General features: G+C 64.6%; 24 protein-coding genes and 1 pseudogene. 16 read left to right on the top strand and 9 right to left on the bottom strand.

From position 1 onward, the window contains the following. A partial coding sequence (locus HLH48_RS19970; RefSeq protein WP_456305415.1) for an AAA family ATPase occupies positions 1–1,051 on the bottom strand: 1,051 nt, incomplete at its 3' end. Beyond that, complete coding sequence (locus HLH48_RS19965) at positions 1,048–2,184, bottom strand: metallophosphoesterase family protein (protein WP_182999233.1); 1,137 nt, start codon at positions 2,182–2,184, stop codon at positions 1,048–1,050. The genes HLH48_RS19970 and HLH48_RS19965, both read right to left, overlap by 4 nt. Positions 2,185–2,439: 255 nt before the next feature. Between HLH48_RS19965 and HLH48_RS19960 the strand changes: the two genes are divergently transcribed. Genes HLH48_RS19960 through HLH48_RS19945 form a run of 4 tightly spaced genes read left to right on the top strand, consistent with a single transcriptional unit; the run spans position 2,440 to position 6,099 of the window. Continuing rightward, positions 2,440–4,506, top strand: a complete 2,067-nt coding sequence (locus tag HLH48_RS19960) for an FUSC family protein (RefSeq protein WP_182999232.1) — start codon at positions 2,440–2,442, stop codon at positions 4,504–4,506. Beyond that, positions 4,503–4,697, top strand: a complete 195-nt coding sequence (locus HLH48_RS19955) for a DUF1656 domain-containing protein (protein ID WP_182999231.1) — start codon at positions 4,503–4,505, stop codon at positions 4,695–4,697. Before HLH48_RS19960 ends, HLH48_RS19955 begins: the two co-directional genes overlap by 4 nt. Positions 4,698–4,709: 12 nt before the next feature. After that, positions 4,710–5,714 carry an efflux RND transporter periplasmic adaptor subunit gene (locus HLH48_RS19950; protein WP_182999230.1) on the top strand — a complete coding sequence of 335 codons (1,005 nt, stop codon included), beginning with the start codon at positions 4,710–4,712 and terminating at the stop codon, positions 5,712–5,714. Between the two features lie 40 nt (positions 5,715–5,754). Continuing rightward, positions 5,755–6,099, top strand: coding sequence for a hypothetical protein (locus HLH48_RS19945; RefSeq protein ID WP_182999229.1), 345 nt, complete (start codon positions 5,755–5,757; stop codon positions 6,097–6,099). Positions 6,100–6,126: 27 nt separating this feature from the next. On the opposite strand, the gene HLH48_RS19940 is transcribed toward HLH48_RS19945, so the two are convergent. Further along, the gene (locus HLH48_RS19940) at positions 6,127–6,465 is read right to left on the bottom strand and encodes a chaperone modulator CbpM (protein WP_182999228.1); all 339 of its coding nucleotides are present in this window, start codon (positions 6,463–6,465) and stop codon (positions 6,127–6,129) included. After that, entirely contained in the window at positions 6,462–7,379 is a 918-nt protein-coding gene (locus HLH48_RS19935; protein ID WP_182999227.1) for a DnaJ C-terminal domain-containing protein, read from the bottom strand. Before HLH48_RS19935 ends, HLH48_RS19940 begins: the two co-directional genes overlap by 4 nt. Before the next feature lie 167 nt (positions 7,380–7,546). Here HLH48_RS19935 and HLH48_RS19930 point away from each other — a divergent pair, with 167 nt between their 5' ends. From HLH48_RS19930 to HLH48_RS19905, 6 genes and pseudogenes are all read left to right on the top strand, one after another. Continuing rightward, positions 7,547–7,912 carry a hypothetical protein gene (locus HLH48_RS19930; RefSeq protein WP_182999226.1) on the top strand — a complete coding sequence of 122 codons (366 nt, stop codon included), beginning with the start codon at positions 7,547–7,549 and terminating at the stop codon, positions 7,910–7,912. 119 nt (positions 7,913–8,031) lie between these two features. After that, complete coding sequence (locus tag HLH48_RS19925) at positions 8,032–8,775, top strand: (Fe-S)-binding protein (RefSeq protein ID WP_182999237.1); 744 nt, start codon at positions 8,032–8,034, stop codon at positions 8,773–8,775. Then, a complete protein-coding gene (locus HLH48_RS19920; RefSeq protein ID WP_182999225.1) occupies positions 8,772–10,184 on the top strand; it encodes a lactate utilization protein B in 1,413 nt (470 codons plus the stop codon). The genes HLH48_RS19925 and HLH48_RS19920 overlap by 4 nt, the downstream gene beginning before the upstream one ends. Positions 10,185–10,188: 4 nt before the next feature. Continuing rightward, a complete protein-coding gene (locus tag HLH48_RS19915; protein ID WP_182999224.1) occupies positions 10,189–10,809 on the top strand; it encodes a LutC/YkgG family protein in 621 nt (206 codons plus the stop codon). Positions 10,810–12,038: 1,229 nt separating this feature from the next. Continuing rightward, positions 12,039–12,302 (top strand): annotated as a pseudogene (locus HLH48_RS19910) (DDE-type integrase/transposase/recombinase); the annotation flags it as partial. 194 nt (positions 12,303–12,496) lie between these two features. Further along, positions 12,497–13,072 carry a MarR family winged helix-turn-helix transcriptional regulator gene (locus tag HLH48_RS19905; protein WP_182999223.1) on the top strand — a complete coding sequence of 192 codons (576 nt, stop codon included), beginning with the start codon at positions 12,497–12,499 and terminating at the stop codon, positions 13,070–13,072. A gap of 63 nt (positions 13,073–13,135) precedes the next feature. Here HLH48_RS19905 and HLH48_RS19900 read toward each other — a convergent pair whose 3' ends face one another. Then, positions 13,136–14,491 carry an amidase gene (locus HLH48_RS19900; RefSeq protein ID WP_182999236.1) on the bottom strand — a complete coding sequence of 452 codons (1,356 nt, stop codon included), beginning with the start codon at positions 14,489–14,491 and terminating at the stop codon, positions 13,136–13,138. 165 nt (positions 14,492–14,656) lie between these two features. Continuing rightward, positions 14,657–16,219, bottom strand: coding sequence for a tannase/feruloyl esterase family alpha/beta hydrolase (locus HLH48_RS19895; RefSeq protein ID WP_246387584.1), 1,563 nt, complete (start codon positions 16,217–16,219; stop codon positions 14,657–14,659). Between HLH48_RS19895 and HLH48_RS23385 the strand changes: the two genes are divergently transcribed. Continuing rightward, the gene (locus tag HLH48_RS23385; RefSeq protein ID WP_246387586.1) at positions 16,158–16,331 is read left to right on the top strand and encodes a hypothetical protein; all 174 of its coding nucleotides are present in this window, start codon (positions 16,158–16,160) and stop codon (positions 16,329–16,331) included. The two genes, HLH48_RS19895 and HLH48_RS23385, sit on opposite strands and share 62 nt — an antisense overlap. Positions 16,332–16,495: 164 nt before the next feature. Here the strand turns inward: HLH48_RS23385 and HLH48_RS19890 are convergent, their stop codons facing one another. Both HLH48_RS19890 and HLH48_RS19885 read right to left on the bottom strand, forming a co-directional pair. Next, positions 16,496–18,961, bottom strand: a complete 2,466-nt coding sequence (locus tag HLH48_RS19890) for a TonB-dependent receptor (protein ID WP_182999221.1) — start codon at positions 18,959–18,961, stop codon at positions 16,496–16,498. Positions 18,962–19,016: 55 nt separating this feature from the next. Next, on the bottom strand, positions 19,017–19,559 hold the full coding sequence (locus HLH48_RS19885; RefSeq protein WP_182999220.1) for a hypothetical protein: 543 nt from the start codon (positions 19,557–19,559) through the stop codon (positions 19,017–19,019). An 80-nt stretch (positions 19,560–19,639) separates the two neighbouring features. On the opposite strand from HLH48_RS19885, the gene HLH48_RS19880 reads away from it, so the two are divergent. From HLH48_RS19880 to HLH48_RS19860, 5 genes are all read left to right on the top strand, one after another. Next, complete coding sequence (locus HLH48_RS19880; protein WP_182999219.1) at positions 19,640–20,092, top strand: flavin reductase family protein; 453 nt, start codon at positions 19,640–19,642, stop codon at positions 20,090–20,092. A gap of 99 nt (positions 20,093–20,191) precedes the next feature. Then, positions 20,192–21,625: a 4-hydroxyphenylacetate 3-hydroxylase family protein gene (locus HLH48_RS19875; protein WP_220795219.1), complete on the top strand. Its 1,434-nt coding sequence runs from the start codon at positions 20,192–20,194 to the stop codon at positions 21,623–21,625. 27 nt (positions 21,626–21,652) lie between these two features. Continuing rightward, positions 21,653–22,033, top strand: coding sequence for a cupin domain-containing protein (locus HLH48_RS19870; RefSeq protein WP_182999218.1), 381 nt, complete (start codon positions 21,653–21,655; stop codon positions 22,031–22,033). A 32-nt stretch (positions 22,034–22,065) separates the two neighbouring features. After that, entirely contained in the window at positions 22,066–22,746 is a 681-nt protein-coding gene (locus HLH48_RS19865; protein ID WP_182999217.1) for a DUF2848 domain-containing protein, read from the top strand. A 114-nt stretch (positions 22,747–22,860) separates the two neighbouring features. Then, the gene (locus HLH48_RS19860; protein WP_182999216.1) at positions 22,861–24,258 is read left to right on the top strand and encodes an MFS transporter; all 1,398 of its coding nucleotides are present in this window, start codon (positions 22,861–22,863) and stop codon (positions 24,256–24,258) included. 21 nt (positions 24,259–24,279) lie between these two features. On the opposite strand, the gene HLH48_RS19855 is transcribed toward HLH48_RS19860, so the two are convergent. Next, positions 24,280–25,614, bottom strand: coding sequence for an aminotransferase-like domain-containing protein (locus HLH48_RS19855; RefSeq protein WP_182999215.1), 1,335 nt, complete (start codon positions 25,612–25,614; stop codon positions 24,280–24,282). Between the last annotated feature and the right edge of the window lie 280 nt (positions 25,615–25,894).

Genomic DNA, 25,894 nt, shown 5'->3' with positions numbered 1-25,894 from the left:
GGTCCAGCGCCCGGCGCGCCGCCTGGCGTGCCTCGTCCGCCGCCCGCACCGCCTCCAGCCGCGCGGCATGCGCCGCGCCGGCCACCGCATGCGCCTCCCGCGCTTCCCCGAACGCGGATTCCAGGGCCGACGCCCGCGCCGTTCCGGCCGCCAGATCGCGCTCCCACGCCGCGCGGCGGCCCACATCCTGCCGCGCGACCCCCAGCCGGGCGACGGCATGGTCGCGCTCCGCCCGCGCGGCCCGGTCGCGGGCATCGTAATCGCGCAGCCGGTCGCGCACCCGGCCCGCCTCGGCCAGGTCGGCGCGCTCCTTCTCCCGCCGGTCGGCATCGTCCTCATGCGCCAGACGGCGCCGCAGGTCGGCCATCGCGCCCAGATCGTCCTCCAGCGCCTGCCGGCGGCCGTCCAGCCGCGCCAGTTCGGCCGCCGCCGCCTGCCCAGCCTCGATCGCCGCGCGAAAGCGGCCGCGCGGGTTGCCGCGCCCATCCAGCAGCACCGCCAGGTCGGCCGACACGCGCGACAGCACGCGGCCGGCGGCATCCCCGCCGGTCATGGCCTCGAGATCGGCCTCCAGACAGGACCGGATGGTGGCCCGCGCCGGGTCCGACAGATCGGGCTGCACCAGGCTGTGCCCCTGCGTCACCCACAGCGCATTCAGCAGGCCGACCGCCTCGGCGCCACGCCTGCCCTCCACCCCCAGCAGCGCGTGCAGCCGGGCCTCCGCGGCGTCGCCGTCCAGGCGCGCGCCCCCGCCCTCCATCCGGGCGAACGCCCGGTGCAGGAAGCGCTTTTCCAGCCGCCAGTCACACCCGTCGAGCGTGAAATCGACCGCGATCCGCGGCGCCCCTCCGCCATAGGGTTGCAGGGCGGCAACCGGCCCCGCCCTGGAGCCGTGCGGCAGCAGGAACACCGCGCGCAGCGCCGCCAGCAGGGTCGATTTGCCGAATTCGTTCGGCGCCCCCAGCAGATTGATCCCGGGCCCCAGGCCCGTCAGCCGCACCGCATCGCCGAACCGGCGGACCTGCTCGACTTCCAGCCCCCGCAGGATCATGCCGCCCCTCCGTCGCGCGCCAGCAGATACAGCCGTTGCAGCGCGGCCGCCGCGATCGCCCGCGCGGGCTCCTCTCCCTCGCCGGCCTGGCGCGCCAGGGTCTCGGCGGCGGCCCGCACCGCGCCGCCCGGCCCGAACGCCTCCAGATCGTCCGATGACGGCGCCAGTCCCGGCGCGCCGTCGACCCGCAGCAGCCGCAGCGCCGAACCCAGCCCGTCCACGATCCGCGCCTGCCAGGCCTCCAGGTCCGCCAGCCCCAGCGCCCCGCTCACGGCCAGCCAGACCAGCACCCGGCTGGGATCGTCGGGATCGATCGCGCGCAGCCGCCCCTCCAGCGCCGCGATATCCTCGGCACAGGTCAGCGTTGCCTGCTCCCGCGCCCAGCGAAACCGCCCGACCGCATGGGCCTCGACCACCGGCTCGGCGCGCGGCCCGTCCAGCGTCACCAGCAGCGCCTGGCCGCCGCCCGCCCCGCCCACATCGAACCCGTCCACTTCCGGCGTGCCGGAATACCAGGTGCGGGCATCGATCCGCATGGCGCCATGCCAGTCGCCCAGCGCCAGGTAGGACAGGCCGGCCCGCCGCGCCCGATCGATGGCCAGCAGGTTATGGCCCGGCGCCTCCTCGCCGAAACTGCGCACCGACCCGTGCGCCAGCCCCACGCGAATCGCGCCCTCCGGCGTGGCCGCCCCGTCCATCCAGCCGGTCGGATCGCCGATGACATGCCGATGCCCCAGCCCGGCCGGCAGCACCCATGCCGTGCCCGCCGCGTCCAGCGGGGCCGGCGCATGGGCCAGGTGCGGCACGATATGGTCCGGCAGGCCGGTGCGGACCAGCCGGTCCCACACCCCGTCCCGTTCGTTGAAATCGTGATTGCCGGGGATCAGATGCCAGCGCAGGTCGGGAAATTGCCGCATCCGCTCCACCGGCTGGCGCAAGGTGCGTTCCGACGGGCGCAGATGGTCGTAGAGGTCGCCCGCCACCAGGACGCATTCCGCCCCCTGGGCACGGGCCAGCCGGCCGATCCGGCCGATCGCCTCCAGCCGCTCCTGTTGCAGAACGGGCAGGATCTCGTCGTCGGCGAAGCGGAAGACCTTGCCGATCTGCCAGTCGGAGGTGTGAAGCAGGCGCATGCCCCCTTATCGCCCGATCCGGCCCGGGCGGCCAGAGGGACATGAGGCAGGCGCATATCAGCCATCGTCGCCGCCCGGCGGCGGCCGGCCGGCACGCGCCGGAAAGAACTTTCCTTTTCCAGCCGGCATCTTCCGCGACCTCGCCGTTTCCGCGCCTCCGGCCCCATGCCGCCTGATACGGTTTGTCGCGGCCGGGACATATCCGGCGCGCCGCCACCCGCCATAGTCCGCCATCCGCAAACGGGACGGAGACCCATGACGGCGATGGAACAGGGTGGCACGGGCATGGCGGGCGCGCGCCGGCTCCGGCAACCGGCGGCCCGGCCGACATGGCTGCCGCCGGGCAGCATCGCCTTCTGCCTGCGCAGTTGGGCCGCCGTCATGCTCGCCCTGGGCGCGGCCTTCTGGTTGCAGATCGACTCCCCCGCCAGCGCCGGCGTCACGGTCATGATCCTGAGCCAGCCCCTGCGCGGGCAGATCCTCTCCAAGGCGCTGTACCGCATGGCGGGCACCCTGGCGGGGGCGGTGGTGGCCATCGGGCTGGTCGCCGCCTTCGGGCAGGATCGGATCATGTTCCTGGGCGGCGTGGCGCTGTGGCTGGGGCTGTGCGTGGTCCTCGGCACGCTGGCGCGCGATTTCCGCGCCTATGGCGCGCTGCTGGCGGGATACACGGTCGCGATCATCGGCATCGGCTGCATCGACCGGCCGGAAGACGTCTTCACCGTCGCGATCTTTCGCGTCTCCGCCATCATGATCGGCATCGTCTCGATCGCGATCGTCAATGACGTGACCGGCTCGCCCACCGCCTGGCACCGGCTGGCCGCCGGACTGCGCCGCGGCGCGGCCGAGGTCGGGCAGATCGCCCACGACGCCGTCAACGGGCGGGCCACGCCCGACGACGGCGCCTGGCTGGACCTGGCGGCCCGGATCATGGCGCTGACCAGCCAGGTGTCCTTCGCCCGCACCGAACTGGCCGACAGCGCCCTGCGGATGACGGGCGCGCGCTCGGCGATGGTCGCGATGCTGGACATGATCTCGTGCAGCCGCGCGATCGGCGGGGTGCTGCCGGCCGGCGCGGTCCGGCCCGCCATCCTGGCCGCCGTGCGCCGCCGCTTCGGCGACGGCACGCCCTTCGCCGACGAGGACGCGGCCCGCCAGGCCCTGAACGACCTGCTGCACGCCGCGCCCGCCGACGCCCCGCCGACGCCGGCCGAGGCCTATCTGATCGAACGCACGATGGCGCTGCTGTCCTACGGGCGCTGGGTCCGCGACGGCATCCGCACGCTGGAGGAAGGCCGCGCGGCGCCCCGCGTCGCGCGGGACGTGCGCATCGCCCGGCAGCAGGACCCGGTGCTGGCGCTGCTGAACGGCGCACCGGTCATGACGGGCTTCGCCGCCGCCGCGCTTATCTGCGTGCTCGGCGGCCTGCCGGGGACGACGACCACGCTGTTGCAGGTCGCCACCATCCTCACCCTGTCGATCACCACGTTCGACACCCGCGCCTTCGGCATCGGGGCGCTGGTCGGCGTTCCGCTCTCCACGGTCTGCGCCATGGTGCTCGACACGCGCATCCTGCCCTACGGCTCGGGCCTGCCGTTCCTCGCGCTGATGCTGGCGCCCGTCATCTTCGCCGGTTGCCTGCTGCTGATCCACCCGCGCCTGATGCCGGTCGGACTGAATTTCGGCGTCTTCTTCTTCATCGTGCTGGGGCTGGACAATGTCCATAATTACGACCCGACGCAGTTCGTCGACCGCAACCTCCATTACATGCTCTCGGCGGTCATCCTGTTCTTCGCGCTGACGCTGGCGCCGCCCTCCGCCCGGCGGCGGCGGTTCCGGATCGCGTCGGCGGTCGCGACGACCCTGCGGCGGCAATTCATCGGCCGGGGCGACATCGCCAGTCCGGCGCTGATCAGCCGGCAATATGACCGCCTGCTCCAGGCCCGCACCTGGACGGGCCACCTGCCGCGGAAACCCGCCACGCTGCGCGTGTTCGACCGCATCGTGTCGCTCGGCGACCTCAACGGCGCGCTCGCGCGGGCCCGCCGGCACCTGGCGCGCGCCGCCGCCATCCCGGCGGTGGCCGGACAGGTGGCCCGCACCCAGGCCATGCTGCGCGCGCTGCATGGCCCCGATGCCGCCGGCCGCCTGCTGGACCAGGCCGCCCACCTGCTGGCGGCGGCCGGCCACCTGCCTCCCGCCGATCGCGAAACGCTGCTCGGTGCCGTCTCGGGCCTGTTCGGCGCGGCGCGGCTGCTGGACCGCAACGCGCGGGCGCTGCGCCATTACGGCATCCTGCCCCCGCCGGAGGCCGCGCCATGACGCCGACCGTCACGATCGCGGGGGTCGAGATCGCCTCCTTCCTGGTCGATGCCGTGCTGGCGGTCCTCACCCTGATGGCGCTGCGCCCGCTGCTGGCCAGCCGGATGGTGCAGAAGCGGCTGTGGAACGTGCCGCTGGCCGAATTCGGCATCCTGATCTGCCTGGTCGGGCTCTATGTCTTCCTGCTGTAGAAGGGTCTGACGGTGTTCCAGCGCGCCCGCACGGTCATGCGGATAGCCACCACCCTGGCCATCCTCGCCCTCGCCACGGTCGTCCTGCTGGCACTCTGGCACTATTACACCGCCGCCCCCTGGACCCGGAACGGCCAGGTGCGCGTGCAGGTAGCCAATATCGCCCCCCGCGTATCGGGCCAGATCATGGAGATCCAGGTCGCCGACAACCAGTACGTCCGTCGCGGCGACGTGCTGTACAGCATCGATCCGTTCGATTTCCGCGTCGCGGTGGCCCAGGCCACGGCCCGCGTCAACGAGCGCCGGGCCGACATGACCCTGCGCCTGGCCCAGCACCAGCGCCGGCAGCAACTCTCCTCCGCCTCGGCCTCGGCCGAGGAAAAGCAGCAGTTCGAAGCCGTGGCCGAACAGGCCAAGGCCCAGTATGCCGAGGCCCTGGCCGCCCTGTCGCAGGCCCGCATCAACCTGGACCGCACCCGCATCCGCAGCACCGTCAACGGCTATGTCACCAACCTGACGATGCGGGTCGGCGACTATGCGACCGCCGGCGTGTCCGACATCCAGGTGATCGATGCCGATTCCTACTGGGTCGACGGCTATTTCGAGGAAACGCGGCTGCGCGGCCTCTATCGCGGCGCCCTGATGCGCATCGACCTGATGGGCGCGCCGACCCCCTTGTGGGGCCATGTGGAAAGCATCACGCGCGGAATTTCCTCGACCAACGCCGAACGCGCGACCCAGGGCCTGCCGTCGGTCAACCCGGTCTATACCTGGGTCAGGCTGGCCCAGCGCATTCCGGTGCGCATCCATATCGACACCATGCCCGCCGGGCTGACCCTGGCCGCCGGCATGACGGCCGGCGTGTCGATGGTGCTGCCCGACGGCCACCGCCCGCCACTGTCATGGCACGCGCTGTTCGACGGGCTGAACCCGTTCCTGCCCCGCCCCAGGCCGCCCAACGCCGCGCGGCACGGCATCCCGGCCGCCCCCCTGTCGGACACGGGCCGGACGCAGTAAGGTCCCGCCCAGGAACGCGACCGACCCGGAGAGTCCATTCATGCCACGCTTCTATGCCCTTGCCGCGGCCCTGCTGGCCCTGTCCGCCACGCGGGCTCATGCCGCCAGCCCCTTTACCGGCCAATGGGCGGCCATGGGCCTCTCGCCGGTGGTGGTCGGCGCCCCCGACGCGCACGGCCAGGTGCCGGTCACCCTGCCCGACGAACTGCGCAGCTACGCCCCCCACCAGGTCACGCTCGCCCCGCACGGCAAGGACGCGCTGCAATCCCCGGGCCACGACCCGCTGGTCACGCTGCACCTGGTCTCGGCCAACAGCGCCGACCTGACGATCAAGGGCACCAGACCCGGCCAGACCGTCACGCTCCCCCTCAGCCGCGACGACTGAGCGCCGCGCCCAACACCGCCGGCCCCTCTACCCCCGCGCGTCGTCCGACACGCCCAGCAGCATGGACAGGCGCGCGCGCAGGTCGGCGGCCTGGGGCCGGTCCAGCGCCGCGCGCAGGCGCAGCATCTGCCGCCGCGCATCGTAGAGCTGGTCCAGCAGGGACAGCACCACCGGCATGCCGTCCTCCCCGATCCCCAGCTCGCCCGTCAGCTCGGCGATCAGCCGCGCCCGCGCCACGTCGATGTCATCGAAGACATAGGCCCCCGGCTCGCCCGCGGGCCGCAGCCACGCGCTGTCGATCCAGTGCTGGATCTCGACGGTGCTGACATTGCCCACCCGCACGCACAGGGCTTCGATCGTGATCATGCGGCCCCTCCCCCCGACGCCTCGCCCGGTGGGGTCCAGGATTTCAGGAAAGTCTCCAGCGCCGCGTCCACCGGGCCGATTTTCACCTGCAAGGTCACGTAGAGGCTGCCCGCCTCCCGTCCGCCATGGGCCTTCACGCCCTTGCCGCGCAGGCGCAGCACGCTGCCGGTATCGGACCGGGCCGGAACGTTCATCGACACCGATCCGCCCGGCGTCGGCACCTTGATCGGGCCGCCCGTCACGGCGGTCTTCAAGCCCACGGGCAGGGTCATGCGCAGGTCGTCGCCATCCCGGGTAAAGAGCGCGCTGGGGGCGATGCTGATGGTAATCAGCGCATCGCCGGCGGGTCCGCCCTGATGCCCTTCGCCGCCCTTGCCGCGCAGGCGCATCACCTGCCCGTCCTCGATCCCGGGCGGGATCTTCACATCCAGCGTGCCGCCGCCCGGCAGGGTGACGCGCGACGTGCCGCCATTGACCGCATCCTCGAAACTGACGGTCAGCGAAAAATTCCGGTCATCGCCGCGCGCCGGCCCCTGCGGCCGGCGGCGGAACCCGCGCTGCTGGCCGAACATCGAGCCGAACATGTCGCCCAGATCGTCCTCGGAAAACCCGCCGGCGGAATAGCGGAACCCCTGCGGCCCCTCCGCATGGTCGCGATAGCCGCCGCCCCCGGGCGCGAAACCGCGCTCCTGGCCCGCCGCGTCGATCTCTCCCCGGTCGAATCGCGCCCGCTGCTCGGCATCCGACAACAGCGCGTGGGCCGAGCCGATCGCCTTGAATTTCTCCTCGGCCACCTTGTCGCCCGGATTGAGGTCCGGATGAAATTTCTTGGCCAGCTTGCGATAAGCCTTGCGGATGTCGTCCTGGCTGGCGCTGCGCGACAGCCCCAGGATCTCGTACGGGTCGGTACTCACGGTTCTGCGTCTTCTCCCTGGCTGGACGCGACATATACCCGATCGGGCAAACGCTCTTGCCTGAAATAATGGGGAGCCACCGCCGGACGGTCAATGTAAGCCGGCGCGCGGGGCTGCCATCCCGCACGCGGCGCGATAGGATGCGGCACCAGACAGGGACCACGACCATGAGCATCCGCATCGACACAAGCCGCCTGCTTCCGCCGTTGGCCGGGGCGCTGGCCGGGGCGCTGGCCATCGCCGGCACCGGCCATGCCCGTACCCACAGGGAACATTCGATCTACGGCTCCATTTCCGGGTACCAGGCGATCATGGACCGCGAGAGCGACGAATACCGCTCGGCCGACGCGTTCTGCCAGACCGACGCCTCGGCCAACATGGCGATAAACACCTCGCCGGCGATGACGAACAGCGGCGGCGGCGGCAACCAGTTCCGACGCATGAAGAGCGCGTACGCCAACTGCATGGTCGTCAGGGGGGCCTGGATCCAGATCACCGGCAACAAGCCCGGCGACCGCCCCGACAGCGAGTGACACCCGGTCGGACCCGCCGGTTGAGCGGGCGCCGCATCTTGTTATAACACTCCCCTGTCCGCGGACCGGGAAACGGTCCATCATGACGGCCGGCGCCGAAGGGGGAGAGACCGATGCGAATGAAGATTGGCCTGTTCGTGCCGTGTTATATCGACGCCTTCTATCCCGCCGTCGGCATCGCGACGCTCGAACTGCTGGAACGGCTGGGCCAGGACGTCACCTACCCGCAGGAGCAGACCTGCTGCGGACAGCCGATGACCAATGCCGGCTGCGTCTCGGACTCCGCGGCGGCCGAGGCCCTGTTCGTGCGGCTTTTCGCCGGCTTCGACGCGATCGTGATGCCGTCCGGAAGCTGCGCCCATCACGTCCGCGCGCATTTCGACGCCATCGCGCAGACCGACGCCGTACGCCATGTCCGCGCCAACACCTACGAACTGGTCGAATTCCTGCACGACGTGCTGAAGGTGCGCGATTTCCCGTGGGCGGAATTTCCGCACACGGTCGGGCTGCACAATAGTTGCTCGACCCTGCGCGCGCTGCGCACCGCCAGCATGTCCGAACTGGGCGAGCCCGCCTTTTCCAAGCCGATGGCCCTGCTGTCCGGCATCAGGGGCATCCGTTTCGCCACCCCGGCGCGGCCCGACGAATGCTGCGGCTTCGGCGGCACCTTCTCGGTGTCCGAGGAAGCGGTGTCGGCCCGCATGGGCCTGGACAAGGTCCGCGACCACCGGCAGGCGGGCGCCGACTACATCGTCTCGGCCGATTCCTCGTGCATGATGCACCAGCAGGGCTGCGCCGAGCGCAACCGGGTGGACATCCGCTTCATTCACATCGCCGAGATCCTGAACGGAGCCCGGCAATGAAGCGGAAGCCCGTCGACCACGCCGCCGCCGCCACCGCCTTCATCGCCGACGCGCCGCATCTGGACTTCCACGATGCCCGGCTGTGGGACATGCGCCAGAAGCGCGACGCCCAGATGCGCCTGCTGCCCGAATGGCAGGACCTGCGGGCCCGCGCCTCGGCCATCAAGGAACACGTGCTGGCGAACCTCGCCGATTATCTCGAACAATTCGAGCGCAACGCCCGTCGCAACGGCATCCACGTACACTGGGCCGCCGACGGCGCCGAGCATAACCGCATCGTCGCCGAAATCCTGGACGCGCGCGGTGCCACGACGCTCATCAAGAGCAAGTCGATGGTGACCGAGGAATGCGACCTGCGCCCCTATCTGGCGGCCCGCGGCGTCACCGTCACCGAGACCGACCTCGGCGAACGCATCCAGCAGCTCGACGACCAGATGCCCAGCCACATCGTCGTGCCGTCGGTGCATAAACTGACCGGCGACGTGGCGCGCATCTTCGCCCGCGCCTACGGCACCGACCCCGACGCCGACGACCCGCACCAGCTTGCCGAGGCCCAGCGCCTGGCCGCCCGGCCGGTGATCCTGCATGCCGACGCGGGCATGACCGGCGGCAATTTCTTCGTCGCCGAAACCGGCACCTTCGTCGTCTGCACCAACGAGGGCAATGCCGACCTCAGCGCCACCGTCCCCCGCGTGCATATCGCCACCATCGGCATCGAGCGCGTGGTCCCCCGCATGGCCGACCTCGGCGTGTTCATCCGCCTGCTGTCGCGCAGCGCGCTGGGCTCGCCCATCACCCAATATACCAGCCATTTCCGCGGCCCGCAGGATGGCGGCGAGATGCATGTGATCCTGGTCGACAACGGCCGCTCCGCCCGGCTGGGCATGGCGGATTTCTGGACCTCGCTGAAATGCATCCGCTGCGGCGCGTGCATGAACACCTGCCCGGTCTATCGCCGCTCGGGCGGCCTGTCCTATGGCGCGGTCTATTCCGGCCCGATCGGCGCGATCATCGACCCTACCTTCAACGAACGGAAATACAGCACCCTGCCCTACGCCTCGACGCTCAACGGCAGTTGCACCAATGTCTGCCCGGTCAAGATCAACATCCACGAACAGCTTTTCAAATGGCGCCAGGTCCTGGTCGACCACCACCAGATGCCGTTCGTGAAACGCGAGATCATGCACATGGCCGGCAAGCTGATGGGCCAGCCCGGGCTCTACCGCGCCGCCATCGCCGGCGCCGAGAGCGCGCTGTCCACCCTGCCCCGCTTCGCGCTGTACAATTGGCTCAACCCCTGGGGAAGGAATCGCGAACTTCCTCAGCCGGTCAAGGAAACTTTCCACACCTGGTACCGCCGCAACCGCCCGGCGGCAAAACCCGCCCCCTTCGACAACGCGGAAACATGAGACGATGAGCGCCCGCGACACCATCCTGGCCACCCTGCGCCGCAACGGCCCCGACCCGTCCGCGCACCCCCTGCCGGACCCGGCCCGACTGGGCGACGCCGACGCCAGCCCGGAACGTTTCGCCGCCAGCCTGGCCCAGATGGGCGGCACCCTGCTCGACCGCCAGCCCGGCGAGACGCTGGACCAGGCCATCGCCCGCCGCTTCCCCCAACCCGGCCTGATGATCTGCTCGCTGGTGCCCGAAGCCACCGGCACGGTGCGGATCGAAGACCTGCCCACCCCCCGCTCCGCCGAGCCGGTCGACCTCACCATCGTCCGCGCCGCCTTCGGCATCGCCGAAACCGGCTCGATCTTCCTCAGCGAGGCCCAACTCCGCCTCAACGCCCTCGCCCACCTGACCCAGCACATGGTGGTCCTGCTCGACCCGACGCAGATCACGGCCAACATGCACACGGCCTATCTGCGCCCCGAATTCCACACCGCCCGCTACGGCGTGCTGATGAGCGGCCCCTCCGCCACCGCCGACATCCAGGGCGTCCTGATCCGCGGCGCCCAGGGCGTCAGAAGCCTGGCCGTCTGCTTCGTACCCCAGCAGGAAGATCGGGGTGGCTCTGCCCCTACGTGAAAGACCTGCCTTTCTGAGGAGTCCATCCACGATCATGGTGTGATCTGACGGAGCTTTGGTATCATCAGCCCTGACTGAGGCCCAGCCGAGGAACGTGCATGCATTCCCGTTCATCTGCTCCCAGTCTCTTGCCGATCCGCGGCAAATTTATATGCCCCGCGAAAATAATAGATATAACAATACAAGATATTGATATAAAAGACCCGATGGACGCCATCAAAAAGGAAGATTTAACCGCATGCAAAATAAAATATAGATGAGGACACGGTAAAAATTAACAGAACAGGAATATAATAAAAAATAGTATCATATATTTTTAGCGGGTCCTCGCAATAAAAAGAATCGAACCCCGCATGCTCAAGGCATGCCTTAATGATGATTGATACGGCATATTTCCACATATGAGGTTTACAGAAGGCAATATAGACACCAAGAGCATCCTGAATGATTAAGGACATATGAATGTCTATGCCAAAAGGTATGCTTTGCGATAGGATAAATGCTTTGCCACTACCAGACATACTCGCCACTGCCACAATGCGTATAACTCCTTCGAATAATCCAAAAAAAATACCCGACCCCCAGGAAACATTGAAACTGTTGGGAACAGATTTCTCTAAAATTTACGCTACGCAATAAAAAAATAGCCCCAGCCGTCTTCGCGAGTTCTTCCACAAAGCCAACCATACAGTAATATAAAAAAATTAAACTATCATCATAATCAACGATAATTTTCTGGAAATAGCCCTCCGACCTTCCGGAAATAATTAACATGGCAATAGAAACAAAAATAAATCGTTTTGCAAAAGGAAATACCATTCCACTCGACGCCAAAGTACGTCTCAGCCATGCCGTTGGATAAAAAATCAATAAGAGAAAAAGAAAAATATCCAAATACACCATGCGGAGACCGGACCCATCGAATGTTCGAATCAAAAAGGGAATAAGGATCGTAGCTGCTTCTGTGGTTGCCGTCCGTAGTGCAAGAAGTTTCTGACCCGTTGAGCGTGTGATCGAATGCGGTCTTCTGTCAGGCCTTTGAACGCGGCGCTTTCCGGAAGCCGCCAGCCGATATGGTGATCTGCGGGTCAGGTCCAAATCTCACATGCGTGCTCAATAGCACGGAGCAGGGGACTGTCAGGAATTTCGTGTGCGATGCGTTGCTCACGTTGTTGATCAGACGGTGGTGCGTGCGAAGCGGTCACCGAAGAGAATGGCGAACTGTGCCTGGCCGCAAGCGGGTTCACCGACTCATGGCGATGATGGGGCTGCGGGCGATCTACCAGAAGCCGTGCAAGAGTGCGCCCCGTCCGAAGCATCGGCAATATCTGTATCTGCTGCGGGATCTGGTCATCGACCGGCCCAACCAGGTCTGGTGTGCCGACATCGCGCATCTTCCCACGAGGCGGGGCTTTCTCTACCTCGTGGCGATCATGGACTGGGCGACGCGCAGGGCGCTGTCGTGGCGCCTGGCGCGCACGATGGATGAGGAACTCTCGTCTTGCTCAGGCTGGCATCGGAGGCACGAATCAACTACTACAACAGGCCAGTCATCGTGGACAGATCAACATAAGGCGAGCTTCAGGATACGGCATGATTATGAAAATCAAAAGCGTAATCCATAAGGGCGTCAAGAAATTTATTCCGAATTGTGCGCGGTGTAGACCATGAGTTTTGAAGCAGGGCGATGAAGAAAATCAGAAATCAAACACTGAATGCTGTCAGCGATATTATCGAGATGAAGTCCGATCGTCCCACATCGCCGCTGACGGTGTCGCGTTCTGAACTCACGGTGAACGGCTCCGATCGCCTTTTTCGTGAGATGCTGCATCGATTGCTGGCATTTTCAACCCTGATTCAGGCGAACCGGGAGCGACTGGGCCGTCATATCGGCCTGAGCGGCACGCAATACACGGCACTGATCTCGATCGCTCACATGGAAAGTGATGGCATCGGCATCGCGCAACTCGCCGAGCATCTCAACCTCAGCGGCGCGTTTGTAACGATCGCGGTCAACAAGTTGACCGCATCGGGTCTGGTCATGAAGGTCCCCAACGCAAAGGACCGTCGGCGCGTGATCCTGTCGGTGACTCCCAAGGCCAGGGAATTGCTCGCCCGCCTGGCGGAGGTACAGGTGCCGGTAAACGATACGATATTCCGCGATATCTCCCGCGACCAGATGATCGAACTGGCCCGTACCATGTCGCAGTTGATATCGGGGGCACAGGCATCACTGACGCTCATGGATTTTTTGAGCGAATAAAGGGCATGGCGCGGGCACCAGCCCGTCATAAGACGGCGGGCGCTGCCCCCGCCGCGACAAGGTTCAGGATGCAAGGGCACGTTCGACTTGCGCTGCGATCTGCAGAAGGGCCGCGTCTTCATGATGGCGCCCCATCAGCATGAGGCCGACGGGCGCTTCGCCCGGGCTATGACACGGAATCGTGATGGCGCAGCGGTCGAGGAAATTGACAACCGTCGAATTGCGCAGCAACTTCAAATTGGTCGCCGCATAGACACCGTCATCGGTCAATGCGTCCTGGCGAGGCGCCACGATCGGAACCGTCGGCATGATGACTGCATCATACTGATCCAGGCAGTCCCCGGCCCGCCGCATGATACGCGCCCGCGTCTCCATGAGAGTGATGTAGTCGACGGCACTCTGTTCCTGGCCGCGCAATATTCGACGCAGGACGAACGGATCGTATTCAGCGTGACGGGTCCGTAAGAGTGGCGAATGCCAGGCCAGCGCCTCGGGCGCAGGAAAGCCGCCCTTGCTGTTGGCCTCCGCGAGATCGTTCAACGCAGGGCAGGCGACATCGGCAAGAGACACCCCTCCAGCCGCGAGACGGCTCAGACATGCCTCCCATGTACGCCCGACCGTCTCGTCCATCCCATCCAGAACGTACGTACTCAGCACACCCAGCCTCGGCGACGCCCCGAGCATACCACTCGGCGCATCCTGGAGACGCGCGCCGCCACCGGCCATCAGGCTGTCGACCGTCCAGCAACAGGCGACGCTGCGCGCTATGCTGCCGACCGAATCGAGCGTTGACGACAGCGGGACCATGCCGGTGCGGGGAATACGCGATGCGGTCGGCTTGAAGCCGACCAGCCCGGTCAGGGCGGCGGGAATACGACACGATCCTCCCGTATCGGTGCCGATACCGACGAAGGCCATTCCATCGGTGACCGATATGGCCGCCCCGGATGAGGAACCACCGGGCACGCGCCTCTCGGACCGTCGCCAAGGATTGGCGGGGGTCCCATAATGGGGGTTGATCCCCACGCCGGAAAACGCGAACTCCGTCATCGTGGTCCGGCCGATGGAGATCATGCCCGCCGCATTCAGCCGCGCGAGAGCGGGTGCGTCGCTGACGGCGGGCGCCGCGCCATCCAGCACGCGCGAACCCGCGCGCGTGACGGCTCCAGCCTCGTCGAACAGGTCCTTGACCGACATCGGCAGCCCGGCGAACGCGGACGGCGCATGGCCGTTTTTCCGCAAGGCATCCATATGATCGGCCCGGGCGCGCGCGGTGCGCGCATGCACGCCCATGAACGTTCGCGCGCCTTCGCCGTCCGGATCGGCAATACGGGCCAGCGCGTCCTCGACCAGTGCGCGGCTGGTCGTCCGCCCTTCCGCCAGCGCCTGGGCAGCGGAATGAATCGTCTGCGGGGGCATTTGCGTCACGGCTCGATTGTCCTCCATCCTGTTTCCGCTTCGGATGCGCCAGGAGCGCCCCAGGGCTGCCCCAGGCACGATTTCATCCGATCTCCCCTGCCCGCCGCGCCGCGGCGGGGCAACGATCGCCGTCATGATTGCCGTCATGGCAGACGATATGGTGTCTCACCGGCCGACTGAGCAGGTGAAGGCCGTTTTCGCGCCGCCAACCGTCAGTTGCGCGGGGTAAGGACACCAGAAACGTTCCCCTTCGGCATCGTCTTTTCTCGAGACATGGATCACGGCAGGCGCGACACCAGCCTCGGTCCACCGCTCAAGAGCCGGAAGAATGGCATAGTTGATGCCAAACCCGTCATTCGCATTCCCGCCCGGCACCGGAGGATGCAGCCCGGCAGCCCCGGTGCGCCCATGCCCCAGGCCCGGCGCCAGGAAAAAGCGATACCAGCCTTGGATATTGTCGAATCCGCCAAAGGCGTCCGCGACACGCTCGTAATAATTAACCGATCCGCCCACCGGAATCTGATTGTCGGCCAGGCCGTGCCAATGAATGATCTTGCCACCCGCCTTGTAGAACTCCCTCAGGTCGACGCTATCCGTTCCGTTCATCGACCCGAATTGCTGCAACGACCGGATAAAGACGCTCGAAAACGATTTATCGCCCGAATAGCCCAGAGTCTTCCAGCCATCGCGCGCCAGGACGGAGCCGCTTTTCAGCGATCTGTCGGCCAATGCCGGATCGCCGGCGGCAATCGCCAGCCAATGCGCGCCGATGGTGAAGGGCGTGACGCCGGCGGGTCCGACTCCATAGGTCAGCGGCGAATTATACAGGACCACGCCCCGGTTATATCCGTACCATAGATGACCGAGACTGAGCGAAGGCTCGAACCCGTTATCCGACCCGGGAGAAATCGCCTTCCCGTCGATCGTCGGTCCATACCAGATCTTGTCGACGGCGACGGCCTCGCCCTTCGTCAGACATGAATCGCTGCCACCCTTCGATTCCGGGCAGAGAAGTCCGGTGTCGCCTACCGGATCATAGTGGCAGGACGCCAAATCACTGATGTAACCATCATGCCTGCCGGCAATGAAGGTATCGCACGCCGCAATCGCGCGCTGTGTTACCAGTTCGAGCTTCCCCGGCGATATCGGATGCCCGAGATCACGGTTCATGACCACCTGTGGCCACATAATGGACGGCACGAAGCTGGGCCAGTTTATCGCCGGATAGGCGCTAATGATACCGTTATAGTCATGGGGATAACGTTGCGCGAGCATAAGGCCCTCGCGGCCACCGGTCGACCCTCCGCTCCAGTAGGAAAATTTCGGTTCACGTCCGTAAAAGTTCCGCGCGATATCGTGCGCGGCCAGCACCATCATATGGAGGCTGCGATACGCCCAGTCCTCGAGAAGCGGCCAGTTCAGCTTTCCGTTCGGGCGAAACGCGAAACTCCCGTCACTGCCACCGCCGGCCGAGTGCCCGTCATCCGAGTTGACGGTCAGGAAGCCGTCTTCGCCGGCGCGCAGCGCCGATTGACCGATGACACTCAGAGCGTTCGTATCCTGAACGTCCGGCAGGCCGGCATAGCCACCTTCCCCCACCCCAAGGTAACGCTGGTTCCAGTCGGCCGGCGACGGCACCCACACCTCCAGGCCGATTCCCCGAGAGGTGGACGGCTCGTTCGGACCATTGTTCGCGCCGGGACCGATCGTTATTTTAAGCAGGCACATATCGCGCGTGACCGGAATCGCCGCGGCCGTTCCGGTCGCGCCGACATCCGTGGCGGGACGCACATTGATTGCCGCGTTCCTGCCGCCGAAATACGCCTTTGTGACGGTGTAATCGAAACCACCCGCCGCATGCCGGCCAACGAATGCCGAGCACCTGCCTTGGAACGACGGGGTTTTTCCTGCGGTCTCACCCGCGAACGCATACCCCGATACCGAAACGGTCAGAGACAGTATGAAAAAATACCTCAGCATTATCGATGCCTCTCCAGAAGTTTTTCAGAAAGCGGTCGAGATGGTGCCCGTAATATTGAATCTCGGGTAAAGATAGTAAGTCGCGGCACCGGACGACGCTATCAAATTTCCATTCACCCCCACCGTCTGGCGGGCATTGTTAATGACACTGGCAACGCCGGTCCTCAGAAAAGATCCGGTGATATTATTCAGGTTCAACTTAAACACGGGCGCCTTGAAATATTGAAAATTCTTGAACCTGACGCCAATTCCCAGCGAGTCGGTAAAGTAACCCGGCATTTTCTCGTCATTCATGAACGAGGCATACTGGGAGCTGTTATAATGAAGCCCGAGATCGCCAAAGAAGACGCCATCGTCATAGTTCAAGCCGAAATTGGCCGTATAACGCGGCGCCTGAACAGCACGCTTGCCCTTGGTCCGCAGATAGTCCGGGGAACCGTCAATGGCGGTCGTCTGGATGTTTGAATCCTCCGTAGCATGCAGATATTCGAAACTCACATAGGGCGTAAAGCCATATACCCGTCGCCCGGACAGGGTCACATCCACGCCGCGAGATGTCTGGTTGCCGCCGTTGATGGTCGCGGGCACAGCCGTCCCGCCAATGCTCACATTGGTGGAAATCAAACGATTCGTTATGGAGTAATTGAAAAATTCAACGTTCGCATAGATATATTTCCCGTTATGCCTGAATCCGACCGCCTCGGAGATAACATATTCCGGTTTCAGATTGGACTGCGTCCCGACATAGGTGCCCGTACTGGCGTCATAGAATTTCGCCAGGCTGCCGGGGTCCGGAAGTCGAAAGTTTCCAGAACCATTCACATAGACCTGATCGTTCCGATCGATCTTGTAGGACATGAGAATCTGCGGGATCGGCGACGTGATGCTTTGCGTCGTGGACGTTCCGTTCGAAACCTGGTCGTTGCCGAGTGTTTCATGGACGACCTTCACGCCGCCTTCGATGTTCAGCCTGTTTTCCAGGCCGGACCATCGGCCCTGCACGAAGAACGCATTGATGACGCTCGCCGCATGCGTGATATTGAATGTATATTTATAGGATACGTCGCCGGTCCGTACAAACAGGGCCCGCGCCAGATTGTCGGGATTGGGGACCGAGCCGTCCGCGTTGAGCACGGAATCCACCCAGCGCTGATTATCGTGGTACTGCTCATACCAGTACCCGACATTGACATGTGCATTGCGCGCGACATGCCAGGTCGTCTCGGCAACGACGCCGCCCTTGGGGCCGCTGTTATTCCAGGTACTGCTTCCAGGAACGGGCGAGGTCAGGATCGGCCCGGCCGGTCCGACACTCAGCGGAACGGACTGGCCGCCGACCGTGCCGGTCGGTCCGATGAACGCCCCCCCGCCCATGTTCCAATGCCCGCTCTGATACGCCAGATAGGGTTTGATATCGATATCAAGCAGCGACGTGATGTTCAGATGAACGGGCATATCGGCCTGGATCTGATTATACCGATATTGATTGGTGGCATAATACAGGCCCGGGTTGGACGGATCGTAGAACGACGTAAGATGGTAGCTGTCGCCGCCCGCCCTGCCGTTCTTGTCGTCATGGAACTGGGTTGCGGTGGGCTGCTTTGGAACGGCCACCGGGCTCTGGTAGTTCCATGACACCAGGGGACGCAGGAATGAAGAACGCCCAACGGGGATATAGGCGCCGAAATCCATATGGATGCGATTCCCCGTGCCGGCGCCCTGCCAGTTGCGCGCGTGGGAATGCGACATGGAATAGAAGGCCTTGATGCCGGAGTTGCCGATCTCCCCGGATTCGAGCCGGATATACTCGCGGCTCAAATTGTTCGTCCCATATGAAAAGTCCGTAAAACCGCCGGCTTTCGACGCCGGCATGATCGGCGACTGCTCCAGGCCGCCGATCGCCGCGCTGGTAATCGGCAGGGCCAGGTCGACGGGACCGGGCGTGTATTGAACGCTCTGTGTATCCTCGGTTTCGAAATTCTGCGTGGCATGCCCGGCCCCGGAATTGGGTGCGACCCCATCGACCGTGATGGCCATGTCGGCGTCCGAAAGCCCCCGGCTGATCAACTGCCCGCCAATCATGCCCGATGAATCGGTCGTCGAACTGTTGAGGCTGGGCTGGTACTTGATCAGATCAACCGCGGTGGACGCCCCGCTTTGTCGGGAAATATAGTCCCGGGATACGCCCTCGATATTCTTGGGCGCATTCGTAATGAGCACACCACCCCCGCCCTTGACGGTGCGGGAAAATCCGGAGACGGTCACTTCCTCCGCGTCCGGCACCGGGTTCCTGCGCGTGGATGACGGTACGGTCTTCTGTCCGACCTTGTGACCGGACGCCACGGCCTTGTCGACGGGACGCGCATTCCCCGCATAAGGATTCAGCAGGAAAAGTGCCGACGTCGAGAGAAGACACAGCTTGCTGATACGTCGAGAGTAGTAGGACATTATTGTGGGCCCTTCCGGTGTCGAGAGGATCGCGCCTGGCATTCATTATTGAATCAACTCGGATCATTCTAAATGGTCGATGATATTCTCGGCCGAATCACTCGTTCGATTTTTCATATATTACATATTTGGTCGTTTTATTCGTATGATTACGTGACGTAGTTTTCTCTTTTGTTTGTAATAATTTTTCTGTCCGCATCGTTTTTCCGAAGGGCCGGAATCTCCCTCCCGCGCGCCGATGGCGCATGGAGAGGTTTCGAATTGCTCGCGGGGCCTTGATCGAAGCGTATTCGGCTTGGCGGTGGCGGCAATCGTTCAAGATACCGCCTCTGACGGACGTCCATGCCCGCGCGGTCGCGACATCGATACGAATGCGGGCCGGGCGACCGCCATCGATGACGAAAGCCGTGGAAAGCACGAGCCTCCGCCCTGCAAGACGGCTGATGGACAAGCCCTGGGCGCCCATAAAATACCTTTCAAAGAAAGCTACCATGGTCGGCATTATGAGGCGCAGCGCCGTGCGTTTGTCAACTGAAATAATACGGATAAGGAATGAAAAAAATAATGTTTTTGTACAATATGATTCAAGGAAACCGGCTTCAGTCCATTCGTTCCAGTACCGCCACATTTTCGTTGACACGTCGCCAATTTAGCTTTTAAAGAAAGCTATCAACATAATGGACACGCGACACGGCCATGGATTCGAAGCATTTCAGGAAGGTGTTCGGGCAGTTCGCGACGGGAGTCACCGTCATTGTCGGGACCGACGATCAGGGAGAGCGGACCGCGCTCACGGCCACATCGTTCAACACCGTGTCGCTCGATCCACCCCTCGTTGTCTTCAGCGTGAAAAAAAATGGTTATGCAGGAGTCAAATTTCGTGAATGCCGCGTGTTCGTGATCAACGTCCTGGCCGAGGATCATCGGGAACTGTCCGACCTGTTCGGGCGTCCGTCCGACGCCTCGGTGCGGCAGGCCGCCCTGGACTCCATGATGGAGAGCGGCGTCGCGCGCCTGGCCGGCGCGCTGGCCGCTCTGCATTGCGAACCCTTCATGACGCAGGAAGTGGGTGACCATGCCCTGTTCGTCGTGCGCGTCACCGATGCGGCCTTCAATGAGGGACGAAAGCCTCTTCTATTTTTTTCAAGCGAATACAGGAAACTTCTCGAATAGAATCCTGCCCGCGTTTCACTGCAATCTGTTTTTCAGCACGTTATGCATAGCCGATCGGGCTCCGCCCGGTCGCGGTCTGTACCAGGGGAGAGGGAAATCATGAAGACTGGCCGGCAACATAGGGAGAGCCTCCGCGATGGGCGTTCGGTCTATATCAACGGTGGCCTCGTCTCCGACGTGACGGAACATCAGGCGTTCCGCCGCTCGATCGATACGGTTTGTACCCTGTACGATACCGCGTGGGACGAGCGGAACCGCGACCTGATGACATGCCTGAACGAGGGCGGCGTACCGATCAATCGCATCTGGCAGTTGCCGCGCAGCCATGCGGACCTGGTCGAGCGACGCAAGGCGCTCGAATTCTGGGGTATGCAGCATGCCGGCTTTTTCGGCCGCTCGCCGGATCATGTGGCGTCGTGCATTGCCGGCATGTATATGGGGCTGGATGTCTTCGCCGAGGCCGATACGGCCCGCGCCGGGGCGTTGGCCGATTACTATCGCCACGCCAGCGAGGCGGATCTGTTCCTGACCTATGTCATCATCAATCCGCAGGGCGAGCTGGCCGATCCGGACAGCCCGTCGCCCCGGCGGATCGCGGCGTCGGTGGTCGATCAGGGTCCGTCCGGCATCGTCATCGACGGCGCGAAGATGCTGGCCAGCGGAGGCGTCATGGCCAACGAGGTCCTGGTGACCTGTATCCAGCCGCTGGCACCGGGCGAGGAAGCGCTGGCGTTCTCCGCGGTTCTGCCGATGAACGCGACCGGATTGCGTATCCTGTCGCGGAAGTCCTACGAGGAGCATGCCGGTTGCGTGTTCGACAGCCCGATGGCCAGCCGGTTCGACGAGAACGACGCCGTCCTGGTTTTTGAAAACGTGACCGTGCCGTGGGAGCGCGTATTCGTTCACAATGACAGGGCGCTCTGTGCGAAGCAGTTCTTTGCGACGCCGGCCCATGTTTATCAGAATTATCAGGCGATGATCCGCCTCAAGACGAAGCTGACCTTCCTCGTCGGCCTCGGACGCAAGATCGCGCAGGTTAACGGGACCGAGCGCTTCCCGCAGGTCCGGGAAATTCTCGGTCAGCTCGCGGCTGATGTCGGCATGTTGGATGCCATGGTCGCGGGAATGGAGGTGAAGGGCAGCCATTACGGGCCCTATTTCATCCCGGATCGACACAGCCTCTACGCCGCGCAGGCCATTACGCAGACGCTGTACCCGCGCTTCATCGAACAGTTGCGCACGCTGTCCGGCGGCGGCGTCATCATGCTGCCGTCGTCGGTGGAGGATATGGAAAATCCTGAAATAATGAAATGGATTTCCAGAAGTCAGGCATCGCCCGTCATGGACGCCGCCGATCGCGTCAAATTCTTCAAACTGGCATGGGACTGCATCGGATCGGAATTCGCGTCGCGCCACACCCAGTACGAGATGTTCTACGCCGGCGCCAGCTTCGTTCCCAAAAACCACTCGTTCAGGACGTTCGACTGGGATCGGGCGACCGGCGTCGTCGATCGCATGCTGGCCTCCTACTGACCCCCTATCAAGAAAGGACGATACGCTATGGCCGTCACCAAGGAACACAAGGAATTCCATACGCTGGATATGGACGCAGGCTGGGTACAGCCGGCGGCGTACAAGGAAGATGTACAGGAAAAGATCCTGTCCGGCAGCTTGGACGAAGTCGCCAGGACGGGCAGCCGGACAAGGCTGCTGCGTTTCGCCCCGGGCGTCTATACCAAGCGGCCGTTCGTGCATGATTATTGGGAGGAAGTCTATCTGATCTCCGGGGACCTGACGGTCGGCAACGACGAAAACGGGCACGGGGGCGAACCTTTCCCGCCAAACACATATGCCTGCCGCCCGCCCGGCGCCGTCCATGGTCCCTTCAAGTCGGAACGAGGGTGCCTTCTTCTGGAAATTCACTATTACGACCCGGCATAGAAATATTTCCATACAGTAATCAGGAATATGGCATGTTGAAATTCACGCGCGCGCGGAACGGCCGATCGGACGTGGTCGGGATGGATATCGAACGCCTTGTGGTCGCCGGCTGGGCGGGGCGCGACGCCGCCGCCATCGAGCACCATATCCAGGAGCTCGAGGCGATCGGCGTTCCGCGCCCGTCGTCGGTGCCCGTCTATTATCGGGTGGCGAACGCATTGCTGAGTCAGGACGACCATGTCGACGTCCTCGGGCCGGACACGTCGGGCGAAGTGGAACCGCTTCTGGTGGCGATGGCGGACGGGTTATGGATTGGCCTGGCATCCGACCATACCGACCGAAAGGCCGAAACCGTGGGCATCGCGCTGTCGAAGCAGCTTTGCGCCAAGCCGTTGGCCACGTGCTTGTGGCATTGGGAGGATGTGCGAGACCATTGGGACAAGCTCGTACTGCGCGCGTGGATTGACGAGGGTGGGCAGCGCGTCCTGTATCAGGAAGGCAGCGTCGCCCTGCTGAAGCGGCCGACGGACCTCCTGTCCGGCCTGCCCGCGACGCTGGATTTCGCTCCGGGCTCCGCCATGCTCTGCGGCACGGTCCCCGTCCGCGGCGGCATCCGGCCGTCGGGATATTTCGCGATGGAACTGCACGACCCGGTCCTGGGCCGCACGATCTCCCATTCCTATACCGTCCGCGCGCTTCCCGTCGTGGCCTGACACGTGGCCTGACCCGCCCGCGCGTCGATATCAGGCGCGCGCCGCATATCGCCCGGCAGAGCCCTCCATGCCGGAACCGGCCGGCCGCCTCGGCGCCTGCGCGCGGTGAGCGGAATGCAGCCGACAGCACCGAAGCCCATTTTCAAACCGCTCTCGACCGGCAAGAATGGAACGGGGCTGCAACGGGGCCGGCTGAAGAGGGATATCGATGCGATGACGATGGCCGAGGACTGCCCCGCGGACCCCGGCGCCGCCGCGCGCGGCAGGATGGCGGGGGGCGATCCGGCCGGCGCCGCCACGCGCCCGTGGCTGGTGATGGCGGGACTGGTCGTTCCCATCAACATCATGATGGCGCTCGACAAGAACAGCTTCGCGCTGGCCGCGCCCATGATCGGCAATGCCCTGAAGCTGGACTACGTCCAGGTTTCGACCGTGATCGCCGCGCTGACCTGGAGCTACGCGATCATGCAGTTGCCCAGTGGCTGGCTGGTCAGCCACCTGGGGCCGCACCGGACCCTGGGGTGGGCCTGCATGGCGTGGTCGGCGGTCACGATCGGCATGCCGTGGGCCTCCGGCTTCGTCAGCTTTCTCGTCTTTCGCATCGCCATGGGCACGTTCCAGGCCGCGGACTGGAGCGCCAGCGTCACGGCGGTGCATGACTGGTTCGCCCCGGCGAAACGCTCGCGCGGCAACGCCGTGCTGCTGGGCTGTCTGTATTTCGGCTCCACGCTCTCCGGCCCGCTGACAACCCAGGCCGTCACGCTGATCGGCTGGCGGCATTGCCTGCACATGTTCGGCGTGGTCGGCCTTGTCTTGAGCACGCTCTGGCTGCTGGTCTATCGCGACGGCCCCTATCGCGGCCCGCGCGACGATCCGCCACGCCTGTCACGCCGCGCGTTCGCCACGCTCCTGTGCTCGCCGCGCCTGTGGGCGATCGGCGCCTTCTATTTCTGCGCGCTGTCCATGCAGTCCTTCTACCATGTCAACCTGCCGCATTATCTGATGTCGGCGCGCCATCTTTCCTACAACGCCATGGGATGGGTCTTCGCGTTGCCATGGCTCTGTCTCTACCTGTCGGTCGTGGCCAGCGGCTTCGCCAGCGATGCGATCCTGCGCCGCAGCGGCTCGCCCTTCAAGGCACGCGCCGTCTTCGGGGCGGCGGGGGCGGCGCTCAGCGCCCTGTCGCTGGAGGCCGCCGCCTATTGCGACAGCAACCTGGCCGCCATCACCCTGCTGTGCGTGGCGCTTGCGGCCCTGGGCATGTGCCAGGTCGCGATCTGGTCGCTCGCCCAGGGACTGACGCGCCGTTTCAGCGGCGTCGTCGTGGGCTGGACCGGGTTCTGGGGCAATGTCGCGGCCGGCAGCATGCCGATCCTCATTTCGCGCATGCTCGGCCATGGCGCGAGCTGGGGCGCGGCCCTTGCCGTGCCCTGCGCGCTCGGGCTTCTGGGCGCGGGGTTCTGCCTGATTGCGGGCCGGGAAGGACAGAAGCCGTTGCTGGACGACCTGTAGGCGAAAGCCGCCACCCCCGCCTCACGCTTCCTTCGTCAGCAGGCCGGCGGCGACCAGATGGCCGGCCAGCCACTCCTGGTCCGAAACCAGATGCGAAAAGGACAGGCGGATATGCGGCTGGCCGGAGGGCGAGCATTTGCTGCCTTCCGTCACCCGGATGCCGTTATGGGCCAGGCAGGCGAGCGCCGCCTTCTGCTCGCGGACCGGCAGCCACAGGCTGAAACCGCAGCCGGGACCAGCATCATGGCCCAGTCGCGCCAGCGCCTCGGCCAGACAGGCGCGGCGTTGGGCATAGACCTGCCGCGCATGCGCGACGATACGGGTGGTTTCCGCATCGCCGGCCATCCAGGCAGCGGCGGACTGCAACAGGCGGCTGGGGCAACCGGGGCCGAAACTGCGGAACGCGCAGATCTCGCGAATGATCCGGGCCGTCGCCGAAATGATCCCGACACGCAGGTCCGGCCCGAAAAAGGCCGACAGCGATCGGATATGCACGACGCGATCGGGGCACCACGCCCCGAGGCTGCCCGACGGAAAGGGATTGAAGCGCGACAGCGGATCGTCCTCGATGATCCAGGCCGACGGCGCGGCGGTCATGATCGCGGCCAGGCTTTCCAGCCGCGATCGCGGCACGGTCCGGCCCGTCACCGCGTTCAGTCCGGGATGCAGATAGACCGCCACGGCCCCCCGCGCCACCACGCGCTCCAGGGAGTCGGGCATGGGACCATGGAGGTCACTGCGCACCGGCAGAATGGAGGCGCCGAGATGGTCGAGGATATCGAGAACGCGCATCGGCGTGGGGTCTTCGACGGCCACAATGGATCCCGGCGGCACCAGCGCATGCAGCGTGTCGTACAGGCCGCTATATCCACCGTCGCACCCCATGAAATCCTCGGCGTCATACGGCCAGGAGTCCGCGGAGACGGCGCGCAGGCTCTCCACGATGGCCTCGTCGTCGTTGACGTTCAGGTTGGGGGTGCGGTCGGGCGCGGCGAAAGCCGATGCAAGGGACGGCAGCAGCGTTACGTCGGGCGTGTACGAGGTCAGGTCGAACGGCATGTGCGCCAGCCCGACACTCGCCGTACGCCGGACCGGCCGGGGCGCGATGGAGGTCCCGATCACGAACATGCCCGAGCGGCCGCGCCCGTCGATCATGCTGCGCCGGCGCAACTGCCCCCACGCGATGGACACCGTCGCCGGACTGATCTCCAGCGCATAGGCCAGATCGCGGATCGCGGGCAGCCGCGTGCCGACCGGCAGCGCGCCCGACTGAACGAGCGCGGCGAGCTGCCGTACCAGCCCGCGAACCGACCGGTCGTGCAGCCGCTGCACGAACCACTCCGTATTCCACTCCAAGATTCGTTAAACTCCATAATTAATGTACAATAACGTAATATCATTTGTCATCGGCGTCGAGCATTGCCTTAATCCTGTTACACACCACACGATCACCGCCCCCGTCCCCCGTCCCAGTCGCCATCCCGCCAGGATTCCGATCCATGCCCGCACTGACGCCCGCCAACTTGTTTCGATATTATAATAATATGTGACAGCCGATACATGCTGCTGGCTGTTCCTTCAGAATAATGGAAACAATAACCAGGAACATGATACGAGAAATTGAAAACGTCCCGGA

This window comes from Gluconacetobacter sacchari, assembly GCF_014174255.1.
Lineage (GTDB): Bacteria > Pseudomonadota > Alphaproteobacteria > Acetobacterales > Acetobacteraceae > Gluconacetobacter > Gluconacetobacter sacchari.
The sequence above is the reverse complement of the archived record's forward strand: the minus strand, read 5'-3'. Positions and strand labels throughout refer to the sequence as shown.

Coding starts and splice junctions, on each gene's coding strand:
- HLH48_RS19940 (WP_182999228.1), bottom strand. CDS start 6,465: ATGATCACGATCGAAGCCCTGTGCGTGCGGGTGGGCAATGTCAGCACC.
- HLH48_RS19945 (WP_182999229.1), top strand. CDS start 5,755: ATGCCACGCTTCTATGCCCTTGCCGCGGCCCTGCTGGCCCTGTCCGCC.
- HLH48_RS19875 (WP_220795219.1), top strand. CDS start 20,192: ATGAAGACTGGCCGGCAACATAGGGAGAGCCTCCGCGATGGGCGTTCG.
- HLH48_RS19915 (WP_182999224.1), top strand. CDS start 10,189: ATGAGCGCCCGCGACACCATCCTGGCCACCCTGCGCCGCAACGGCCCC.
- HLH48_RS19890 (WP_182999221.1), bottom strand. CDS start 18,961: ATGCCAGGCGCGATCCTCTCGACACCGGAAGGGCCCACAATAATGTCC.
- HLH48_RS19920 (WP_182999225.1), top strand. CDS start 8,772: ATGAAGCGGAAGCCCGTCGACCACGCCGCCGCCGCCACCGCCTTCATC.
- HLH48_RS19870 (WP_182999218.1), top strand. CDS start 21,653: ATGGCCGTCACCAAGGAACACAAGGAATTCCATACGCTGGATATGGAC.
- HLH48_RS19960 (WP_182999232.1), top strand. CDS start 2,440: ATGACGGCGATGGAACAGGGTGGCACGGGCATGGCGGGCGCGCGCCGG.
- HLH48_RS19865 (WP_182999217.1), top strand. CDS start 22,066: ATGTTGAAATTCACGCGCGCGCGGAACGGCCGATCGGACGTGGTCGGG.
- HLH48_RS19955 (WP_182999231.1), top strand. CDS start 4,503: ATGACGCCGACCGTCACGATCGCGGGGGTCGAGATCGCCTCCTTCCTG.
- HLH48_RS19930 (WP_182999226.1), top strand. CDS start 7,547: ATGAGCATCCGCATCGACACAAGCCGCCTGCTTCCGCCGTTGGCCGGG.
- HLH48_RS19965 (WP_182999233.1), bottom strand. CDS start 2,184: ATGCGCCTGCTTCACACCTCCGACTGGCAGATCGGCAAGGTCTTCCGC.
- HLH48_RS19860 (WP_182999216.1), top strand. CDS start 22,861: ATGCAGCCGACAGCACCGAAGCCCATTTTCAAACCGCTCTCGACCGGC.
- HLH48_RS19905 (WP_182999223.1), top strand. CDS start 12,497: ATGAAGAAAATCAGAAATCAAACACTGAATGCTGTCAGCGATATTATC.
- HLH48_RS19925 (WP_182999237.1), top strand. CDS start 8,032: ATGAAGATTGGCCTGTTCGTGCCGTGTTATATCGACGCCTTCTATCCC.
- HLH48_RS19895 (WP_246387584.1), bottom strand. CDS start 16,219: ATGTGCCTGCTTAAAATAACGATCGGTCCCGGCGCGAACAATGGTCCG.
- HLH48_RS19900 (WP_182999236.1), bottom strand. CDS start 14,491: ATGCCCCCGCAGACGATTCATTCCGCTGCCCAGGCGCTGGCGGAAGGG.